Origin of the sequence: Amycolatopsis thermoflava N1165 (assembly GCF_000473265.1) — a bacterium.
Classification (GTDB): Bacteria; Actinomycetota; Actinomycetes; order Mycobacteriales; family Pseudonocardiaceae; genus Amycolatopsis_E; species Amycolatopsis_E thermoflava.
The window spans coordinates 1629055-1647920 of record NZ_KI421511.1 but is presented as its reverse complement, the minus strand read 5'-3'; the positions used below and the strand labels follow the sequence as shown (position 1 = coordinate 1647920).

Here is an 18866-nt window from a genome sequence, read left to right as displayed (position 1 = left end):
GCGAAGGGAAACACCCAATGTCGCCCGGAACCGCCCGTGATTAGCGTTTTCCAGCAACGCTGGCGAAATCACGGGAGGCGTTCGTGCCGTTGGACGAAGACCTGTTGCCCGAAGCGCGGAAATCCTATCGTTACCAGTGGTACGTGGTGGCGATCTGCATGCTCGCCTACGTCTTCTCGTTCGTCGACCGGCAGATCCTGTCGCTGATGATCGAGCCGATCAAGCGCGACCTGCACCTGTCCGACACGCAGTTCAGCCTGCTCAACGGGCTGGCGTTCTCGCTGCTCTACTCGGTGATGGGCCTGCCCATCGCGATACTGGCCGACAAGCGCTCCCGGCCCCTGATCATCTCGATCGGGGTCGCGTTCTGGAGCCTGGCGACCGCGGCCTCCGGCCTGGCGAAGAACTTCGTGCACCTGTTCCTCGCGCGGATCGGCGTCGGCGTCGGGGAGGCCGCGCTGTCGCCCGCAGCGTATTCCATGTTCAGCGACATGTTCCCGAAGAGCAAGCTCGGCCGCGCCTACGGCATCTATTCGCTCGGGTCGTTCATCGGCGGGGCCGCCGCGTTCATCATCGGCGGGTACGTCATCAACCTGCTGAAGTCGGTGGACGCGGTCACGTTGCCGCTGCTCGGCGAGGTGCGCGCGTGGCAGCTGACCTTCCTGATCGTCGGTCTGCCCGGGATCGTCCTGGCGCTGCTGGTGTTCTTCACGGTCCGCGATCCCCGTCGCCGCGGGCTCCGGCGCGACGCCGACGGCGGCGTGCAGAAGGTCGCCCTGCGCCACGTGATCGGGTTCCTGTGGCGGCATCGCCGCACGTTCGCCGCGCACTACCTGGGGTTCTCGCTCTACGCGCTGGTGCTGCTGGGGATGATGGCCTGGACGCCGGCGTTCTACATCCGCGCGTTCTCACTCACCTCCACCCAGGCCGGTTACCTGCTCGGCGTGGTGGTGCTGGTGGCCAACGGCAGCGGCGTGCTCTTCGGCGGCTGGCTGGTCGACCGGCTGGCGCGGCGCGGCCACACCGACGCGGCCATGCGGGCCGGGGTGATCGGCGCGCTGGGCATGACCGTCCCGGTCGTCGCGTTCACCCAGGTCGGTCAGCTGTGGTTGTCGCTGGCGCTGCTGGCCGTGGCGATGTTCTTCGCGTCCTTCCCGATGCCGGCCTCGACCGCCGCGATGCAGGTGCTCAGCCCCAACCAGATGCGGGCCCAGGTGTCGGCGATCTTCCTGCTGATCTCGAACCTGATCGGGCTCGCGCTGGGCACCACGCTCGTCGCGCTCGTCACCGACCGGGTGTTCGGCGACCCGAAGATGGTCGGCTCGTCACTGTCCATTGTCTACGGTCTCGCGTCCGTGCTCACGGTGCTGCTGCTGTGGCGCGGGTGCAGGCACTTCCGGCGCAGCGTCGCGGCGGAACGCGCGTCCGGGGAACGGGCCGCACAACCGGAAGGAGTCAGCTGAATGAGGATCGCAGTGCTGGGCGGTGGCCACGGGTGCTGGGCCGCGGCCGCGGAACTGACCGAGAACGGGCACGACGTGCGGTGGTGGCGGCGCGACGCCGCCGCGCACCAGGCTCTCCGTGACGCCGGTGCGATGACCGTCCGCGACCACCGCGGCACCCGGCAGGTGCGGGTGGGCGAGCTGGTCACCGACCTCGCCGAGGCGGTGCGCGACGCCGCCCTGATCGTCGTCCCACTGCCAGCGACAACGCACGCCGACCTGGCCGCACGGCTCGCCCCGCTGCTCACCGACGGCCAGGTGGTGTTCCTGCCGCCGGGCACGCTCGGGTCGGTCCTGTTCGGCAAGGCGCTGGCGGAGGCGGGCAACCCGGCCGACGTCGCGTTCGCCGAGACCGGCACGCTGCCCTACCTGGCCCGGCGGCACGGCGCCACCGAGGTGGTGGTCAGCGGGTACGCGACCCGCCTGCCCACCGGGGTGTTCCCGGCGCGGCTGGCGGCCAAGGCGTTCGACGTGCTGCGCGCGGCCTACCCGAGCGTCGAGGAGAGCGAGGACGGGCTCAGCGGGGCCCTGATGAACGCCGGCCCGGTGATCCACCCGCCACTGATCCTGATGAACGCCGGGCCGCTGGAGCACTTCGAGGCGTGGGACATCCACAACGAGGGCACCCAGCCCGCGATCCGCCGGGTCACCGACGCGCTGGACGGCGAGCGCATCGCTGTGCGGGAGGCACTGGGCTACGGCGCGCCGCACTTCCCGCTCGCCGACCACTACGCCACCGACGGCGCCGAGTGGATGTACGGCCGGGCCGCGCACGAGAAGCTCACCGACTCCGGCGACTGGCGGGAGAAGATCGACCTGCTGACCCACCGCTACATGCTGGAGGACACGCGGCTGGGCCTGTCACTGCTGGTGTCGGTGGGCCGCTGGGCCGGGGTGCCGACGCCGGTCGCGGCCGGGCTGCTGAGCATCGCCTCCGCGGTCACCGGGCGGGACCTCTACGCGGAGGGCCGGACGCTGGAGAGCCTCGGGCTGGCGGACCTTTCCCGGCCGGAGCTGACGCGACTGCTGCGGGAGGGTTTCACCTCGTGAGCGACGAGATCGCCGTCGTCGGGGCCGGCCGCATGGGGGAGGGCATCGCGCTCACCTGCCTCGCGGCCGGCTTTCCCGTTGTGCTGGCCGACGTCAAGGACCGCACCGACGAGGAACGGCGCGCCTACGCCGACCGGGTCCGCGCCCGGCTCGGGTCCGGAGTGACCATGTGCGGGCGGGAAACGGGCGCGCTGGCCGGCGCCTCGGTGGTGTTCGAGGCCGTGCCTGAGGTGCTGGAGATCAAGCGGGAGGCGCTGGCCTGGGTCTGCGACGAGGTCGCCGCGGACGCGGTGATCGCCTCGACCACGTCGACGTTCCTGGTCACCGAGATCGCCGCACTGGTCGACCGGCCGGAACGGGCGGTCAACGCGCACTGGCTCAACCCGGCGGACGTGATGCCGCTGGTCGAGGTCAGCCGGAGCGACGAGACCGACCCGGCCGCGGTGTCCCGCCTGACCGGCCTGCTGGAGCGCCTCGGCAAGATCCCGGTGGTGTGCGGGCCCGCGGCCGGCTACATCGTGCCGCGGTTGCAGGCGCTGGTGATGAACGAGGCGGCCCGCATGGTCGAGGAGGGCGTGGCGAGCGCCGCCGACATCGACCTCGCCGTGCGCGCCGGGCTCGGCCCCCGGTTTTCGGTGCTCGGCCCGCTGGAGTTCATCGACTGGGGCGGTGGCGACATCCTCTACTACGCCTCCCGCTACCTGGCCGCCCAGCTCGGCGACCGGTTCCGGCATCCGGATGTCATCGAGGAGAACATGGCGGCGGGCCGCCGCGGTCTGCAGGACGGGGTCGGCTTCTACACCTTCGACCCGGACGGCGTCGCCGCCTACCGCGCGGCGCGGATGCGGGAGTTCGCCGAGCTGTTCCGCCTGCGGGAGCCGGAGCTCCGGGCCGGCACGCCGGTGCCGGCCCGGTCCCCGTCAGGACGCGAGGGCCACCGCGGCGGTCGACCGTCGCCGCTGCACGAGGGCGACCACCAGCCCGAGGGCGAACACCGCCGCGACGGACGCCAGTAACGCCGCGGCGGTCGCGCCCGAACCGCCGGTGAGCGTGCCGAAGTTGACGATCAGCAGCACGATCCCCGCCAGGATCAGGACCGCGGCCAGCGCCGGTGAGTACCGCGTGTGCCACGTGGACTCACCGCGCCGGTCGCGGCGGAACCAGGCGAGCACCGACACGCTGGTCAGCACGTACAGCACCAGCAGCCCGACGACGGACACCCCACCGAACCACGAGAACAACGTCAGCACCGGGTCCATGCCCCGCGCCGCGAACGGGACCACCAGCGCGGCCGCGACCACCGTCGAGGCCACGCCGGCGAGGTAGGGCGAGCCGTGCCGGTTGGTCCACGCGAGGCGGCGCGGCAGGACCGTGTTCTCCGCCAGCGAGTGCAGGTACCGGTTGATGGCGTTGTGGAACGCGAGAATCCCGGCGAGCAGCGACGTGGCGAGGATGATCCCGACCGCGTGCGCCGCCCAGCCGCCCAGCGTCGCCTGGATCGCGCCGGCGACCAGACCGCTCGCCTCACCCGCCCCGACCGCCTGGCCCGCGGCGTCCACAACGGACCCGGAGCCGTAGAAGCTGACGACCATCCAGGCCACGAAGGCGAAGAACACCGCCACGACCGCCACCGCGAGGTAGGTGGCCCGGGGGATGGTGCGGCGCGGATCGCGGGCCTCCGGCGCGTACAGGGCCGTCGACTCGAACCCGAACATCGACGCGACGGCGAAGGTGAACGCCACCCCGGGTGCCCCGGAGGCGACCGCGGAGGGGCCGAACGTCGCGCCGAAGTCCAGGCCCTGCGGACCGCCGCCGCGGGCGAAGGTGATCACCGCGAACACCAGCAGGATGCCCATCTCCAGGCCGACCAGGCAGGCCAGGGCGCGGGCGCCGATCTCGATGTTCAGCCAGGCCCACGCCATGACGAGCACCATGGTCACCAGGCCGCACGCCCACCACGGCACGGAGATCCCGGCGTAGGCGGCGAGCAGGCCCGACACGGTCGCGCCGTAGAGGCCGTACATGGCGGCCTGGACGGTGCAGTAGGCGAACAGGGCGACGAAGGCGGACGCGGTGCCGGTCGTCGTGCCGAGGCCGCGGCCGATGTAGGTGTAGAAGGCACCGCCGTCGGTCACGTGCCTGCTCATCGTGATGTAGCCGACGGCGAACAACGCCATGACCACTCCGACGAGCAGGAACGTGGCCGGGGCGGCCGGGCCGTTGCCGAGGGTGATCGCGATCGGCAGCGCGCCCGCGATCCCGGTGAGCGGCGACTGCGCCGACAGCACGAAGAAGACGATCGCCGCGACGCCGAGCGAACCCCGGCGCAGGGCGGTCCCGTGATCCGGTGTGGGGAGAGACATCGTTGTCCTTCCGTGGTTTTCCGGTCAGAGCGGGGAGACGGCGGATTCGGGCATGTGGCCGGCGGTGATCTCGACGCCGGAGAGTGCGCGGGCGAACGCGGTGAACTCGGGGATGTCGCCGGCGCCGGCGTTGGCCTTCTCGGCCGCCTCCTCGGTCCGGTAGATCCACACGTCGGTCCAGGAGCCGTCCTCGCCGCGGCTCAGCGCGGGCACGGACAGCAGGTCCGGATGGGCGTCCCGCACGGCCAGGATCGCGGCCGAGCGCAACGCGACGAGACGGTCCTCGGGCAGGTCCGTGCGGTAGTGGACGAACTCGACGAAGTAGGGCACGGGGGTGTTCCTCTCTGTTGTGGACGGGGTCAGCGGGTGAGCAGCCGGCGGGCGACGGTAAGGCCGGTTTCGATGGCGCCGTCGACGAAGCCGGCCCAGCCGGTCGCGTAACCGCTGCCCGCGAAGTGCAGCGGGCCCTGCGGGCGGCGGAACTCCTCCAGCGCGCGGAGCTGGCCGGGGGCGAGCATCGGCCAGGTTTCGCCGGCGAACTCGTCGGCGACCCAGTCGTGCCCGTCGGCGGCGACGACCTCCAGGTCCGGCCGCCACAACGCGAGGGCCTTGGCCACCGCTTCGGTGTCGTCCGGCCGCAGCGCCGACGCGCGCGGGCCGAACGCGACCAGCAGGGTGTCGCCGTCCACGGTGTACTCGGTCTGGCCGAACGTGAGCGGCGAATCCGGGCCGGCGAACACGATGAACGGCTCGACCTCGCCGCGGACGCGGATCCACGTCTTCATCCCCGTCGACGCCTGCCCGGCGCGGGCCGCGTCCCGCAGGACCGCGGGCAGGCCGGGCTCGAACTCGATCGAGGGAAGGATGTTCTGCGGCAGGGTCACCACGACGTCGCCGGCTTCGAAGGTCTCGCCCGACGCGGTTTCCACGGCGACGCCGGTGTTCGTGCGGCGGACCTTCGTGACGACCGTGCCGAGCCGGATGTCGGCGTCGGTGTCGGCGGCGATCGCGTCGGCGAGTGCCTTGGTGCCGTGCGCGAACTTGAACGTCGCGCACGTCTCGAACATCAGCGGCCAGCTGCCCGAGGCCGCCGCGCACCACCGCAGCGCCTGGGTGAGCGCACCGTCTTCCGGCGGGCTGTTGAAGTTCAGCGCCCACATGCCCGCCAGGAGTTCCCGGTCGGCGGGCGGCAGGCCGAGCGCGTCGATCCGGTCGGTGACGGACTGCCGGTCGAGCGCGTGCAGGGCGTCCGGATCGGGGCGCCGGAACGGTTCCCACGGCCACTCGAACCACTCGCGGCTGTCGGCGAGGAACGCCTGCATCCCCGGGTCGAACCGCGCGAACAGCTCGTCCGCGCTGCCTTCGTGAGCCTGTCCGCCGACTTGCCAGTAGGCGCGGGCGGGGACCGGGCTGCGGGTCAGTTCCAGCTGGTACCGGGAGATCTCGGCCCACACGTGGGGCTGGGTCCAGTGCACCCAGGTGCCGCCGAGTTCGAGCGGGCGGCCCAGCCGCTCGGCGGTCCAGGTGCGGCCACCGATCCGGTCGCGGGCTTCCAGGACGGTGACCGTCGTGCCGCGGTGGGTGAGTTCGCGGGCGGCCGTGAGGCCCGCGAACCCGGCTCCGACCACGACGACATCGGCGCGTTCAGGCATGAGGGAATCCCTTGCGGAAGGAGAGGTCGACGCCGCCGGTGGCAGGCGTCCGGGGTGTGCCCAACTGTGACCCGGCCCGCTGGATTAGTCAAGTGGCTAATTTGGCGGCCGGTACCATTCCGACGGTGACGAACGAGACGGCGGGTGCGTCCCGCGGGCGGGCGCGGCCGCACGGCACGGGCCGGGAGGCCCTGCTGGAGGCGGCGGTGCGGGTCGTGGCGCGCCAGGGGCTCCGGCAGCTCACCTACCGCTCGGTCGCGAAGGAGGCCGGTGTCAACCACGGGCTGGTGACCCACTACTTCGGCAGCATCGACGAGCTGACCGCCCAGGCCCTGCGGCGGTCCCTGGACAGCAGCGTGCCGTCGGTGACCCCCGAGCCGGGCTCGGGCAGGCTCGACCTGCTCGGCGACGGCCTCGCCGAGTTCGTCGCCGAGCAGCCCGAGACCCAGGCGTTCCAGTACGAGCTGACGCTGGAGTCGCGGCGCCGCCCCGAGCTCGCCCCGCAGGTCCGCGAGCTCTACGACGGCTACCGCGCGGCCATCCGCGCCGAGCTCGCCGCCGCCGGGCTGGACGATGAGGGCCTGGCCGCGCTGGTGTTCGCGGCCCTGGACGGCCTGGTCTTCCAGCAGATCTGCGGGGTCGACGAGCTGCCGACCGAACGGGTCCTCGACACCCTGCGCCACGTGCTCACGCGCCTGCGGCCGGAGAGCTGACCGTCACCGGGCCGGCTCCGGCACCGCCGCGTTCCGGCGGCGCGCCCGCACCGGCGCGGTTTCGGGCAGGCAGAGCAGGCACACCAGTGACAGCCCCAGCAGCGCGGCCAGGTAGAAGCCGACGTTGAGCGCGTCCCCGGTGCCTGCGACGATCCGGTTGGCGATCATCGGCGAGATGCCGCCGCCCAGCACGGCGCCGATGTGGTAGCCCACGCCCACCCCGGACTGGCGCTGCTCGCGCGGGAACAGCTCGGAGAAGAACGTGTACATCGGTCCGAAGAGGACACCGGTGGCGCAGAACCCGATGATCACGGCGGTGTTGACCGCGGTGACCGTGCCCGCCGAGCTGAGCGGGAACATCAGCAGCGCCGAGCCCAGCGACAGGACGACACCGGCCAGCATCACCGGTTTGCGGCCGAGCCGGTCGGACAGCCACGCCGCGCCCACGTTGCACAGCGCGTGGCAGACAAGGGCGATCATCGAGCCGTTGACGATGGGCTGGCGGGGCAGACCCAGGCCCTCCGGGGCGCGGGCCGTCGCGTAGGACAGCATGAACGTCGCCAGCGCGAACGTGCTCGCGGTGAGCCCGATGTTGACACCCGCGACCAGCGCGAGCCGCCGCCAGTTCGCCTTCACGACCGCCAGCAGCGGCGCCTTCTCCCGGGCGCCCTCGTGCTCGGCCATCTCCCGGAACACCGGGCTCTCCGCGACGCCCTTGCGGATCCACAGCCCGACCACGAGCACCAGGCCGCCGGCGAGGAACGGGATGCGCCAGCCCCAGCCGGTGACGTCCTCGTCGGGGAGCAGCAGCACCAGCGTGAAGGCCAGGTTGGCGAGGATCGTGCCGACCGGCGAGCCGATCGCGACGAAGGACCCGTACAGGCCGCGGCGCCGCTGCGGGGCGTGCTCGATCGCCAGCACGGCGGCGCTGGAGTTCTCGCCGCCCCTGGCCAGTCCGTGGCACAACCGCAGCAGCACCAGCAGGACGGGGGCCGCGACGCCGACGGCCGCGTAGGTCGGCAGCACGCCCATGCCCAGCGTCGCCAGGCCCATCAGCACGAACGCGCCGAACAGGGCCGTCTTGCGGCCGCGGCGGTCGCCGAGCCAGCCGAAGACGGCGCCGCCCAGCGGGGCCGCGACGAAGCCGATCGCGAACGTCGCGAGGCTCATGAACGTGCCGAACCACGCGTCGCCGGTGGCGAAGAACACCTGGCCGAACACCAGGGCGGCGGCGGTTCCGTAGATCTGGAAGTCGTACAGCTCCAGCGAAGTGCCGACAGCGGCGGCCACTCCGATGCGCGGTAGGCTGGGCTGAGCGGGACCCTGTGTGGTCATCGACCGTCCTCATCGTCCGTGGTGGTTCCCGTTACGGTAGGAAGCGCCCGCCGCGGCTCCCAGTCGCAAATCCCGCAGCCGCATAGGGGAAACCTGCAGCGCGCTTGACAAGGTTCGCGCCGGTGACAGATGGTGTTCGGCATCGCGCCTCCCGCTCGGAGAAGGAGAATCCCGTTGACCGACACCGCTCTCGAAGCACTCGCCCGGCGGGTCGAGGTGCTCGAGGCCGAAGCCGAAATCCGCCGGCTACAGGCTCGTTACATGTTCCTGTGCGACACGCCGCTGCCCGAGTACGGGATCTCCGACGACGCGAAGCGCATCGAGCTGATCCTGGAGCTCTACACCGAAGACGCGGTGTGGGAGGGCGTCGGCGAGTACTACGACGGCCAGTTCGGGCGGGCCGAGGGCAAGCAGGCCATCCGGGAGCACTTCGAGCGGTTCTGGGGCGAGAAGCGGGATCCCGCGCTGCTGTTGAACGCGCACTACCTGACGTCGGAGCAGATCCACGTGCACGGCGGCACCGCGGACGGGCAGTGGATCCACATGCAGCCGTGGCTGTTCTCGGACGGCAGCGCGCTGTTGCGGTCCAGCCGCCTGAACAACGCGTTCCGGAAGGAGGACGGCGGCTGGCGGATCACCCGCACCCGCACGGAGAACGTGTTCGTGGCGCCGCTGCCGGACCACTTCGCCGGCGACCACCCGTCGGTGTCGGTACTGATGAAGCCATGACCGACGCGGTGGTGCACATCGTCGACGACGACGAGGGCCTGCGGCAGTCGCTGGCGTTCCTGCTGGAGAGCGTCGGGATCCAGGCGCTGACCTACCCCGACGCGCCCGCCTTCCTGGCCGAGTTCGACCCGGACGAGCCCGCGGTGGTGATCGTCGACGTGCGGATGCCCGGCATGAGCGGGTTCCAGCTGCAGGAGGAACTGACCGCCCGCGGCTACCCGGCGCCGGTCGTGTTCTGCTCCGCGCACGGCGACATCCCGATGTCGGTGCGCGCCATGACCCGCGGCGCCGTGGATTTCCTGGAGAAACCGTACGAGCCGCAGCGGATCCTGGAAGTGGTGCAGCGGCAGCAGCAGGACGCATGCCGGCGGTTCACCCGCGAGGCGGCGCGCCGGGCGGTGGAGGCGCGTCTGGCGCAGCTGACCCAGCGGGAACGCGAGGTGCTGCGGCTGGTGGTCGAAGGGGTGTCGAGCCAGATGGCGGCGAACCGCCTGGGCACGAGCGTGAAGACGATCGACGTGCACCGGGCGCGGATCAAGGCGAAGACCGGGGCGGAGAGCCTGGGCGCGCTGGTGCACGACATCCTCACGCACCGCGTGGTGGTGTGAGGGTTTTCTGCGGGTCGTGTGTGGAGCCTGCGGGCTCACTACTGAGTGCGGCTCGCCGGTCTGGCGGGCCGCACTGCATTCCGGCGGTGCGTGGTGCCGGGCGGATCGCGCCCCGGGTTTACCGAGCGGGTCGCGCTGCCTCCCGGCGGGAGGTCCTTTGTGGAGCCCGCGCGCCCACCGACGAGCGCGCGATCACTCCGCCAATGCGCGTTCCACCCAGCAAGCCGTTGTCAGCAGTCCGGTCTCCTCCTGCGCCCGGCCGATCAGTTGCACCCCCAGCGGCAGCCCGTCCTCAGTGGACAAGCCCGGCACGGCCACCTGCGGAACACCCAGCGCCTGCCACGGCCGGCTCAGCACCGGGTCTCCCGTGCCGGCCAGGCCCTCCGGTGGGGGACCGGGCGCCGCGGGGCCGAGGATCGCGTCGTAGGAACCCAGGAAATCCGACACCGCCGACGCGGCCGACCGCACGAACTCCCGCGCCCGTCGGTACTCCGCCTCCGGGGTGCGGGCGCCCGTCTGCAGCAGGTTCGCCAGCGGCGCGCTCAACTCCGCCACCCGCGCCAGCTCGGCGGCCCGTTCGCGCGCCGCCTCGTACGCCATCACCACCGGGTGCGCCGCGGTCAGCTCCGCGATCAGCCGCTCGTCCGGGAACGCCTCCACCACGGCGCCCGCGGTCACCAGGCGGTCCCTCGCAACCGCCAGCGCCGCACGCATCGCGGGCCCGGCGATGCCCGTCCACAGCAGCAGCCGCGGGGGACGGGCGGGCAGTCCGGCCGCGTCCGGCGAACCGGTCAGCGCCGCGTGAGCCAGCGCCAGATCCGACACCCGCGCGGTGTAGAAGCCGTGGCTGTCCAGGCTCGGGCTCAGCCCGGTGACCCCGTCGACCGGGAACCGGCCGTGGCTCAGCACCATCGCCGCGACCCCGCAGAACGACGCCGGCCGGATCACCGAACCGGCGGTCTGCGACCCGAGTGCGAGCGGCACCTGCCCCGACGCGACCGCCGCCGCCGAGCCGCTCGACGACCCACCCGGCGTGTGGCCCGGCGCGCTCGGGTTGTCCGTCGGGCCGGGGGAGAAGAACGCGAACTCCGTGGTCACCGTCTTGCCGACCGGCACCGCGCCCGCCCGCCGCCACGCCGTCACGATCGCGGCGTCGGCCGCGGCGGGCGGGCTGCCCGCGCGCAGGCCGGATCCGCACCGGGTGGGCAGGCCGGCCACGTCGATGATGTCCTTCACCCCGAGCGGCACCCCGCCGAGCGGGCCGCCCGCGACCGGCTCCGGCCACGCCAGCTCCACCCACGCCCGCAGCGCCGGCTCCGTCTCGGCGATGCGCTCGCGGGACCGCCGCAGCGCCCCGCCCGCCGAGCCGGTCACCAGCTCACGCAGGGACCACGGCGCGCGCAGCGGGTTCACGCGTCCTCCCAGGCGGCGTCGGCGACCCAGAAATCCATCCCGCTCTCACTCACGCCGTGCCGCCACTCCGAGGTCCGGCGCAACGTCGGCTCGACCTTCCTCGTCACCGCGTCCGCCGCCTCCGGGCCGTCGTCGGGCACCTGCCAGTGCACCCAGTTCAGCTCGCGCCCCTCGGCGTCGTGCACGAACAGGTCCACGTGCCGCCAGCCGTAGCCGTGCGTGTCGTTGTAGCAGGTCAGCGTCATCCGCTCCATGGCCGCTCTCCTACGCCGCAGTGGTGCCGAGGCTGTGGAACCGGCGCTGGAAGTACACCAGCGCCGCGGGGTCGTCCCCGGTGATCACGGTGTCCACCTCGACGAACAGCACCGAGTGCGACCCCGACGCCTGCTCGGCGACGACGGTGCCGACCACCGAGGCGCACGCCCCGGTGAGCACCGGCACCCCGTGCGTCGCCAGGTCCCACCGCCCGTCGGTGAACCGCTCCGCGGTGGGCACACCGGTGGCGCCCGCGAAGTGCAGCGCCAGGTCCTCCTGGCCGGCGCCCAGCACGTTCACCGCCAGCCTGCCGTTGCCGACCAGCACGTCGTGCGAGCGGGCGGTGCGGTTCACGCAGACCAGCACGGTCGGCGGCGAGTCGGTCACCGAACAGGCCGCGCTCACGGTCATGCCGGCGCGGCCACGGGGACCGTCGGTGGTGATGACGGTGACCGCCGCCGAGAGGTTGGCCATCGCGGCGCGGAACTCGGTCTGCTGCCGGGTCAGCTCGGGCACGATTCCTCCAAACGATCGCCGAACAGCTCGAACGTACGCGCGCGGCGGGGCCGCCGGGAAGTGAGAGTTCTTCCCGCCCCGGTAAGGGTTTTCCTTACGTCCCAGCTGTTTCCGCGAGAGGCAGGGCGAACCCGAACCGCGAGCCCGCGCCGTCGCGGGGCTCGGCCCAGATGCGGCCGTGCTGGCGCGTGATGATCCGGTGCGACAGCGCCAGGCCGATGCCGCTGCCGTGCTCCTTCGAGGTGAACGACTCGGCGAACGGGTCCCGCGGCAGGCCCCGTCCCCAGTCCTCCACCGTCAGCACGCCCTCCCCGCCCTCGGCGCGCGTGGTCAGCACGATCTCGCGGCGTTCCGGGCCGAAGGCCGCCACCTCGTCGATGGCGTTGAAGCAGAAGTTGAGGACCACCTGCCCGGTCAGCACCCGTTCGCACCGCACCGGCACCGGACCGGGCGGCTCGCGGACCACCACGTCGACGCCGGCCGCGTCCGCCCGCAGCCGCACGAAGTACAGGCATTCGGTGACGATCTCGGCGAGGTCGGCCACCTGGCGCACGTGCTCGAGGTGCCCGACGAACGCGCGCAGGGCCGCGACGATGGCGCTCGCGCGGTCGATCTGCCGGACCGCGCTGTCGATGCCGAACCGCACCTGCTCCGCGGCCGTCCCGGACGCGTGCCGCGCGGCGCCGCCGAGGAAGTTCGCCGCCGCCGCGAGCGGCTGGCCCAGCTCGTGCGCGATCGCCATCGCCATGTCGCCCATCGCGTTGTAGCGCGCCAGGTAGTTCTCCTGCTGCAGCTCGCGTTCCCGGCGGAGGTCCGCCTGCACGCGGCCGGACACGTCGTGCAGGATCATCAGCAACGCGTCCCCGCCGGTCTCCTGGAGCCGTTCGAGGCTGCCCTCCAGCCACACCGGCTCGTCGGCGCCGGTGAGCGCGAGCTGCACCGTGGTCACCGGATCGGCCCGCTCCAGTACCTCCGGCCAGGACGCCGGGCGGCCGGCCAGCCGCAGCGTGCCGTACCCCGACAGCGGGCCGAGCGGCTGCCCGCTGTCCGCGCCGATCACCTTCAGCGCCGTGTCGGTGGCGAACCGCAGCACGCCGTCGCGGTCCAGCATCAGCGCGATCGTGGACGTGCGGTGCGCCAGCGCGTCCATGTAGGACGCGGTGCGCCGCAGCTCCTGCTCGATCTCCTGCTCCCGCTCGATGTCGCGGAACTGCACCATCACCGCGGGCCCCTGCGCGAGTTCCACGCGGATCGCGATGGCCTCGGTCGGGATCACCCGTCCCGTGCGGGACCGGTAGTGCCACTCGATGCTGTTCGTGCCCTTCTCCACCGCGTCCTGCAGCCACGCGCGGCCGATCACGCGGTCGTACTGGCGCGCGGTGCTGCTCATGTGGTTCGCCTTGAGCGGACGCAGCTCGGCCACGCTCCACTCGAGCATCTCGCACGCCGCCGGGTTGGCCCACAGGATGTTCTTCGTCGCCGCGTCGTGCACCAGCACGCACATGCGGCTGGCGTTGAGCATGGCCACGAAGTCCTCGGTGACCAGTTCGGGCGCGCGTGGATCCACCTGCATCCCGCCAGCGTAAGCCGGGCGCGCCCGGCGCGCGCTGAAGGAATCCCCTACCCGGTGCCAGGAACCACCAATTCCGCGCGGCGGCCCCGCCTGCCTACCGTCGGTGGGCAACCCGCGAGTAGGAGGAGGCGCGATGGTGCACACCCCGCAGGGCGCCGGGTTCGACGACGTCCTGGCCGAGCTCGCGCAGCGGCGGCAGGAGTTCCGCGAGCAGCGCTACGTGCCGAAGGACTTCGTCGCACGGCTCAAGCAGATCGGGATCTACCGGGCGGCGACGCCGGGCAAGTTCGGCGGGCAGCCGCTGCCGCCCGCCGAGTTCCTCGACACCATCGAGCGGATCTCGGTCGTCGACGGTTCCACCGGCTGGGTCGCGAGCTTCGGCTCCGCGCAGGTCTACCTGGCCGCGCTGCCGCTGGACACCCAGGCCGAGCTGTACCGCGACGGCCCGGACGTGGCCTTCGCCGGCGCGTTGTTCCCGATGCAGCGCGCCGCCGCCACCGAGCGCGGCTACCTGGTCGACGGGCACTGGAAGTTCGCCAGCGGCTGCATGGGCGCCGACCTGATCGGCGTCGGCCTGCCCGGCGACGAGGACTCCGGCGGCAAGCCGCGCACCGCGGTCCTGCGGCCGGACCAGGTCGAGATCGTCCAGGACTGGGACGTCGTGGGCATGCGGGCCACCGGCTCGTTCGACATCGTCGTGCGCGGGGTCGAGGTGCCCCGCGAGTGGACCTTCATCCGCGGCGGCGCGCCGACCGTGGACGAGCCGCTGTACCACTACCCGACGATCGCCTACGCCTCCCAGGTCCTCGCCGTGGTCGGCGCGGGCGTGGCGCGGGCGGCCCTGGACCACGCGAAGCAGGTCGGCGGCGGCTACACCGGTGTGACCGGCGCGCCGAAGCTCGCCGACCGGGCCTACTACCGCACCGAGGTCGCCCGCGCCGAGGCGGACCTGAGCTCGGCCCGCGCCTGGTTCTACGACCTGAGCGACCAGGTGTGGCAGCACGTGCTGCGCGGCGACACCGCCACCGACGAGCACAACGCCCGGCTGCGGCTGGCCTCCGCGCACCTGGCCCGCGTGGCCTCCGGCGTGGTGGACCGGCTGGTCGAGATCTCCGGCACCGCCCCGATCTACACCGAGCACCCGCTGCGTGACCTGGCCGGCGACGCGCTGGTGCCCAAGCAGCACGCCTTCCTCGGGCCGGCGATCTTCGACTCCGCCGGGGCCGTCCTCATGGGACTGCCGCCCACCAGCCCCGGCTTCCGCTGACCCGACCACCACCGACGAGGAGGACCGAGATGAGCGCGACGCCCCTGCGCGTGCTGTTCTGCATCGGCATCAACCAGAACTTCTTCGACCTGCCTGCCGACGGCATCACGCCGGGGCACGTGTGGCAGGCCTTCGTGTCCATGATGGACGGCATCAAGGCCTTGCCGGGCGTGGACTTCATCGGCGACATCGACGACGACTCGCACATGGTCGGCCCCTCCGACGGCTGGCCGTGGACCGCCTACATCCTCGCCGACGTGGACACGGCCGAGACCGTCAAGGCCGCCTGCAACCTGTTCCGCACCACCCCGGTCGGCGACGGCGGCGCGAAGCTGTGGCGCTTCGCCAAGGTCGAAGCCCGCATCGGCCGCGCGCTGACGGTGCGCGAAGACGTCGAGCTGCCCGGCTAGGAGAGGACACCATGACCGAGAACATCTTCGCCGACGCGCCCGCGGACCTCGTGCTCGCCGACCGCGTCGCCGGCCGCCTCTACACCGACCCGGAGATCTTCGAGCAGGAGATGACGAGGATCTTCGAGCGCACCTGGGTGTGGGTCGCGCACGAAAGCGAGCTGCCCGGGCCGGGCACCTTCAAGTCCACCTACGTCGGCCGCCAGCCGGTGATCGTGTCGCGGGACCGCAAGGGCGCCCTGCACACGCTGCTCAACCGCTGCCGCCACCGCGGCGCGAGCCTGTGCGAGAAGCCGCGGGGCAAGGCCAACGGGTTCACCTGCCCGTACCACGCGTGGTCCTACGGCCTGGACGGCACGCTGCGCGGCATCCCGTACCCGGACGGGTACGAGGGCGTGGCGGACAAGAAGGACCTGTCGCTGCGCAAGCTGCGCACCGAGTCCTACGGCGGCATGGTGTTCGCCACGTTCGACGAGGGCATCGAGCCGCTGGCGGACTTCCTCGGCGACGCGAAGCTGTGGCTGGACCGGTTCATGAAGCAGGGCGGCGGCTACCCGATCAAGGTGCTGGGCAAGCACCAGTTCCGGTTCCGCGGCAACTGGAAGATCCAGCTCGAGAACACCACCGACGGCTACCACTTCCCGATCGTGCACCGGTCGTGGATGGCGTCGGTGGACGCCGAGACCGCGGACATGATGTCGTTCATGACCGACCCGGCGGCGATCACGCACGCGCTGGGCAACGGCCACAGCGTCATGCAGATGGTGCCCGAGCACTCCGATCTCGACGCCGACGACGGCAGCGAACCGCTGCAGGCCCGCTTCGACCACGTCGTGGCGGAGCTGTCCAAGACGCTCGACGACGCGGCCGTGCGCAAGCTGGTCCGCGCCATGCACGGCACCGGGTTCAACCTCAACCTGTTCCCGAACGTGTCGATGTCGGCGGCGTTCTTCCGCGTCCTGCGGCCGATCTCGGTCGACGAGACGCTGATCGAGCACATCGCGATCGGCCCGGACGGGCCGCCCGAGCTGGACGTCGTCAACCGCGAGCGGCTGCGCATCCACGAGCACTTCCAGGGACCGTTCGGGTTCGGCACCCCGGACGACGCCGAGGGCTGGGACCGCGTGCAGCGTGGCGCCCAGGCCGCGCCGGACATGCCGATCCTGGTCAACCGCGGGCTCGGCAGGGAGAAGGACGACGAGCACGGCTGGCCGACCGCCCACGTGACCGACGAGACCGGGATGCGCGCCGCCTACCGGATGTGGAAGCAGATGATGAGCGATGACTGACACGATCACCGTCCCGCTGACCGACGTCCGGGTGGCAAGGGCGGTCGAGCTGGTCTGGCGGGAGGCCGAGCTGCTCGACCGCAAGGACTACCTGGTGTGGCAGGAGCTCTACACCGACGACGCCCGCTACATCGTGCCGATCGACCCCGACACCGAGGACTTCCCGGGCACGCTCAACATGATCTACGACGACGCGCGGATGCGGGCCATGCGCGTGACCCGCATGACCGAGGGCTACGCCATCGCCGCCGTCGACGCGGCCCGCACCGTGCGCACCGTGTCCCGGTTCGTGCCGGAGACCGTGACCGACACCGAGGTCGTGCTGCGGTCGGCGCAGGTGCTGATCGCCTACAAGCGCGGGCGGCACGACATCTGGGCCGCCGACGTGCGCCACCGCGTCCGGCTGTCGGACTCCGGCGACCGCATCGCCGAGAAGGTCGTGCGGCTGGTGGACAGCGAGGACGCCGTGCCCGCCGCGGGGTTCCTGCTGTGAGCGCGCAGACCGCGGTCGTCACCGGCGGCGCGCACGGTCTCGGCGAGGCGATCGTGCGGCGCCTGCACGCCGACGGCTACCGCGTCGCGATCGCCGACCTCGACGGGGCCGCCGCCGAGGCGCTGGCCAAGGAACTGGGCGAGGCCAAGGGGTACGCCGTCGACGTCGCCGACCGCGCGGCCGTGGACGGCCTGCTCGCCGCTGTGCTGGCCGACTTCGGATCGGTGCACGTGCTGGTCAACAACGCCGCCCGCACGCAGGCGAAGAAGCTGATGGACATCACCGCCGACGAGCTGGACGCCGTGCTGAAGGTGAACCTCGGCGGCACGTTCTCCGCCTGCCAGGTCTTCGGCGCGCACTTCGCCGCGCAGGGCTACGGCCGGATCGTGAACATGGCCTCGCTCGCCGGGCAGAACGGCGGCACCGCGACCGGCGGGCACTACGCGTCCTCCAAGGGCGCGGTCCTGTCCGCCACCAAGGTGTTCGCCCGCGAACTCGCGCCGCACGGGGTGACGGTCAACGCGGTGTCGCCCGGCCCGCAGGACAGCCCGATGGTGCGGTCCATTGTGGACGACGTCGACGGGCTCGCCCGGAGCATCCCGGTCGGCAGGCTCGGCGACCCGGCGTTCATCGCCCGGATGGTCGCCCTGCTCGCCTCGCCCGGGGCCGCCTCCGTCACCGGCGCCTGCTGGGATGCCAACGGCGGGCTCTACCTGCGCTGAACCCGAGGGAGGGACGATGACGAGAACTGTGGTCCGCGTCGCGGAGGTCAGGCAGGAGGCCGCCGGGATCCGCAGCCTGCGCCTGGTCCGCGACGACGGCGCCCCGCTGGGACCGTACGAGGCCGGCGCGCACGTCGACGTCGTCGGCCCGACCGGCCTGGTGCGGCAGTACTCGCTGTGCTCGCCGCCGCACGAGGCTTCGTCGCTGCTGATCGCGGTGAAGAAGGAAGCCGCGTCGCGGGGCGGTTCCGAGGCGCTGCACACCGTCGGGGCCGGGGACACGCTGGAGATCGGCGAGCCCCGCAACCTGCTGCGCGTCGCCGACGGCGCCCGCCACGTCCTGGTGGCGGGCGGCGTCGGCGTCACCCCGCTGCTGAGCCTGGCCTACGAACTGGACCGGCGGGGCGCGGAGTTCGAACTGCACTACTTCGCCCGCGCCCGGGAGCAGGCCGCGTTCGCCGGCCTGCTGGAGCGCGAGTTCGGCGACCGCGTGCACCTGCGGTTCGGCGTGCCGCGCGCCGAGCAGCCGACGATCCTCAAGGAGGTCGCGGCCGGGCTGACCTCGGACGCGCAGGTGTACACGTGCGGGCCGGAGGGGTTCATGGCGCAGGTCGGCGCGGTCTTCGCGCCCGTCGTCGGTGAGTCGCGCGTGCACGTGGAGCATTTCGTCGCGGCGGAGGTCGACACCAGCGGCGACCGGCCGTTCACCGTCGAGCTGGACACCGGCGAGGTGTTCGAGGTGCCCGCGGACAAGTCGATCCTCGCCGTGCTCGGGGAGAACGGCATCGAGGTCTTCAAGTCCTGCGAGGAGGGCATCTGCGGGTCCTGCGTCTCCGGGGTGCTGGAGGGCGTGCCGGAGCACCGGGACAGCTGCCTGTCGGCCGCGGACAAGGCCGCCGGGGACCAGATGGCGCTGTGCGTCTCCCGCGCCAGGACGGCCCGGTTGAAGATCGAGCTGTACTGAGCGCCGGCGCGC

At 72.3% G+C, this 18866-nt stretch carries 20 protein-coding genes; 12 read left to right on the top strand and 8 right to left on the bottom strand.

What is annotated here, in order from left to right; all coding sequences use genetic code 11:
• The first annotated feature begins 83 nt into the window (after nt 1-83).
• From AMYTH_RS0108265 to AMYTH_RS0108255, 3 genes are read left to right on the top strand one after another with little or no spacing between them, the layout of a single operon-like run.
• On the top strand, nt 84-1463 hold the full coding sequence (locus AMYTH_RS0108265) for a spinster family MFS transporter (protein WP_027929914.1): 1380 nt from the start codon (nt 84-86) through the stop codon (nt 1461-1463).
• Entirely contained in the window at nt 1464-2552 is a 1089-nt protein-coding gene (locus tag AMYTH_RS0108260; RefSeq protein ID WP_027929913.1) for an NAD/NADP-dependent octopine/nopaline dehydrogenase family protein, read from the top strand.
• Nucleotides 2549-3568 carry a 3-hydroxyacyl-CoA dehydrogenase NAD-binding domain-containing protein gene (locus tag AMYTH_RS0108255; RefSeq protein ID WP_027929912.1) on the top strand — a complete coding sequence of 340 codons (1020 nt, stop codon included), beginning with the start codon at nt 2549-2551 and terminating at the stop codon, nt 3566-3568. The genes AMYTH_RS0108260 and AMYTH_RS0108255 overlap by 4 nt, the downstream gene beginning before the upstream one ends.
• Here AMYTH_RS0108255 and AMYTH_RS0108250 read toward each other — a convergent pair.
• The 3 genes from AMYTH_RS0108250 to AMYTH_RS0108240 are packed head-to-tail and all read right to left on the bottom strand — an operon-like array spanning nt 3473 to nt 6567.
• Nucleotides 3473-4915, bottom strand: coding sequence for an APC family permease (locus tag AMYTH_RS0108250; RefSeq protein ID WP_027929911.1), 1443 nt, complete (start codon nt 4913-4915; stop codon nt 3473-3475). The two genes, AMYTH_RS0108255 and AMYTH_RS0108250, sit on opposite strands and share 96 nt — an antisense overlap.
• Before the next feature lie 24 nt (nt 4916-4939).
• Complete coding sequence (locus AMYTH_RS0108245; protein WP_027929910.1) at nt 4940-5245, bottom strand: hypothetical protein; 306 nt, start codon at nt 5243-5245, stop codon at nt 4940-4942.
• 29 nt (nt 5246-5274) lie between these two features.
• Nucleotides 5275-6567, bottom strand: a complete 1293-nt coding sequence (locus tag AMYTH_RS0108240; RefSeq protein WP_027929909.1) for a flavin monoamine oxidase family protein — start codon at nt 6565-6567, stop codon at nt 5275-5277.
• Between the two features lie 125 nt (nt 6568-6692).
• Here AMYTH_RS0108240 and AMYTH_RS0108235 point away from each other — a divergent pair, with 125 nt between their 5' ends.
• Nucleotides 6693-7280: a TetR/AcrR family transcriptional regulator gene (locus AMYTH_RS0108235; protein ID WP_027929908.1), complete on the top strand. Its 588-nt coding sequence runs from the start codon at nt 6693-6695 to the stop codon at nt 7278-7280.
• Nucleotides 7281-7283: 3 nt separating this feature from the next.
• On the opposite strand, the gene AMYTH_RS0108230 is transcribed toward AMYTH_RS0108235, so the two are convergent.
• Nucleotides 7284-8615 carry an MFS transporter gene (locus tag AMYTH_RS0108230; RefSeq protein ID WP_027929907.1) on the bottom strand — a complete coding sequence of 444 codons (1332 nt, stop codon included), beginning with the start codon at nt 8613-8615 and terminating at the stop codon, nt 7284-7286.
• Nucleotides 8616-8789: 174 nt separating this feature from the next.
• On the opposite strand from AMYTH_RS0108230, the gene AMYTH_RS0108225 reads away from it, so the two are divergent.
• Both AMYTH_RS0108225 and AMYTH_RS50835 read left to right on the top strand, forming a co-directional pair.
• The gene (locus tag AMYTH_RS0108225) at nt 8790-9344 is read left to right on the top strand and encodes a nuclear transport factor 2 family protein (RefSeq protein WP_027929906.1); all 555 of its coding nucleotides are present in this window, start codon (nt 8790-8792) and stop codon (nt 9342-9344) included.
• The gene (locus AMYTH_RS50835) at nt 9341-9952 is read left to right on the top strand and encodes a response regulator transcription factor (protein WP_020419217.1); all 612 of its coding nucleotides are present in this window, start codon (nt 9341-9343) and stop codon (nt 9950-9952) included. Before AMYTH_RS0108225 ends, AMYTH_RS50835 begins: the two co-directional genes overlap by 4 nt.
• A gap of 192 nt (nt 9953-10144) precedes the next feature.
• Here AMYTH_RS50835 and AMYTH_RS0108215 read toward each other — a convergent pair whose 3' ends face one another.
• The 4 genes from AMYTH_RS0108215 to AMYTH_RS0108200 form a co-directional block, all read right to left on the bottom strand.
• On the bottom strand, nt 10145-11365 hold the full coding sequence (locus tag AMYTH_RS0108215) for an amidase family protein (protein ID WP_027929905.1): 1221 nt from the start codon (nt 11363-11365) through the stop codon (nt 10145-10147).
• Nucleotides 11362-11619: a hypothetical protein gene (locus AMYTH_RS0108210; protein WP_027929904.1), complete on the bottom strand. Its 258-nt coding sequence runs from the start codon at nt 11617-11619 to the stop codon at nt 11362-11364. Before AMYTH_RS0108210 ends, AMYTH_RS0108215 begins: the two co-directional genes overlap by 4 nt.
• Nucleotides 11620-11629: 10 nt before the next feature.
• Nucleotides 11630-12136, bottom strand: a complete 507-nt coding sequence (locus tag AMYTH_RS0108205; protein WP_027929903.1) for a flavin reductase — start codon at nt 12134-12136, stop codon at nt 11630-11632.
• 94 nt (nt 12137-12230) lie between these two features.
• Nucleotides 12231-13709: a PAS domain-containing sensor histidine kinase gene (locus AMYTH_RS0108200; RefSeq protein ID WP_027929902.1), complete on the bottom strand. Its 1479-nt coding sequence runs from the start codon at nt 13707-13709 to the stop codon at nt 12231-12233.
• A gap of 133 nt (nt 13710-13842) precedes the next feature.
• On the opposite strand from AMYTH_RS0108200, the gene AMYTH_RS0108195 reads away from it, so the two are divergent.
• The 6 genes from AMYTH_RS0108195 to AMYTH_RS0108170 are packed head-to-tail and all read left to right on the top strand — an operon-like array spanning nt 13843 to nt 18854.
• Complete coding sequence (locus AMYTH_RS0108195; protein ID WP_027929901.1) at nt 13843-14976, top strand: acyl-CoA dehydrogenase family protein; 1134 nt, start codon at nt 13843-13845, stop codon at nt 14974-14976.
• A gap of 29 nt (nt 14977-15005) precedes the next feature.
• Nucleotides 15006-15386, top strand: coding sequence for a hypothetical protein (locus AMYTH_RS0108190; RefSeq protein ID WP_027929900.1), 381 nt, complete (start codon nt 15006-15008; stop codon nt 15384-15386).
• Between the two features lie 11 nt (nt 15387-15397).
• Nucleotides 15398-16675 carry an aromatic ring-hydroxylating oxygenase subunit alpha gene (locus AMYTH_RS0108185; protein WP_027929899.1) on the top strand — a complete coding sequence of 426 codons (1278 nt, stop codon included), beginning with the start codon at nt 15398-15400 and terminating at the stop codon, nt 16673-16675.
• On the top strand, nt 16668-17168 hold the full coding sequence (locus AMYTH_RS0108180; RefSeq protein WP_027929898.1) for an aromatic-ring-hydroxylating dioxygenase subunit beta: 501 nt from the start codon (nt 16668-16670) through the stop codon (nt 17166-17168). Before AMYTH_RS0108185 ends, AMYTH_RS0108180 begins: the two co-directional genes overlap by 8 nt.
• Entirely contained in the window at nt 17165-17890 is a 726-nt protein-coding gene (locus AMYTH_RS0108175) for an SDR family NAD(P)-dependent oxidoreductase (RefSeq protein WP_027929897.1), read from the top strand. Before AMYTH_RS0108180 ends, AMYTH_RS0108175 begins: the two co-directional genes overlap by 4 nt.
• 16 nt (nt 17891-17906) lie before the next feature.
• Entirely contained in the window at nt 17907-18854 is a 948-nt protein-coding gene (locus tag AMYTH_RS0108170) for a PDR/VanB family oxidoreductase (protein WP_027929896.1), read from the top strand.
• Nucleotides 18855-18866 lie beyond the last annotated feature (12 nt).

Excerpts from the sequence above, each read along its gene's own strand:
- AMYTH_RS0108260 (WP_027929913.1), top strand. The coding sequence starts at position 1,464 with ATGAGGATCGCAGTGCTGGGCGGTGGCCACGGGTGCTGGGCCGCGGCC.
- AMYTH_RS0108250 (WP_027929911.1), bottom strand. The coding sequence starts at position 4,915 with ATGTCTCTCCCCACACCGGATCACGGGACCGCCCTGCGCCGGGGTTCG.
- AMYTH_RS0108240 (WP_027929909.1), bottom strand. The coding sequence starts at position 6,567 with ATGCCTGAACGCGCCGATGTCGTCGTGGTCGGAGCCGGGTTCGCGGGC.
- AMYTH_RS0108230 (WP_027929907.1), bottom strand. The coding sequence starts at position 8,615 with ATGACCACACAGGGTCCCGCTCAGCCCAGCCTACCGCGCATCGGAGTG.
- AMYTH_RS50835 (WP_020419217.1), top strand. The coding sequence starts at position 9,341 with ATGACCGACGCGGTGGTGCACATCGTCGACGACGACGAGGGCCTGCGG.
- AMYTH_RS0108210 (WP_027929904.1), bottom strand. The coding sequence starts at position 11,619 with ATGGAGCGGATGACGCTGACCTGCTACAACGACACGCACGGCTACGGC.
- AMYTH_RS0108200 (WP_027929902.1), bottom strand. The coding sequence starts at position 13,709 with ATGCAGGTGGATCCACGCGCGCCCGAACTGGTCACCGAGGACTTCGTG.
- AMYTH_RS0108195 (WP_027929901.1), top strand. The coding sequence starts at position 13,843 with ATGGTGCACACCCCGCAGGGCGCCGGGTTCGACGACGTCCTGGCCGAG.
- AMYTH_RS0108190 (WP_027929900.1), top strand. The coding sequence starts at position 15,006 with ATGAGCGCGACGCCCCTGCGCGTGCTGTTCTGCATCGGCATCAACCAG.
- AMYTH_RS0108185 (WP_027929899.1), top strand. The coding sequence starts at position 15,398 with ATGACCGAGAACATCTTCGCCGACGCGCCCGCGGACCTCGTGCTCGCC.
- AMYTH_RS0108180 (WP_027929898.1), top strand. The coding sequence starts at position 16,668 with ATGACTGACACGATCACCGTCCCGCTGACCGACGTCCGGGTGGCAAGG.
- AMYTH_RS0108170 (WP_027929896.1), top strand. The coding sequence starts at position 17,907 with ATGACGAGAACTGTGGTCCGCGTCGCGGAGGTCAGGCAGGAGGCCGCC.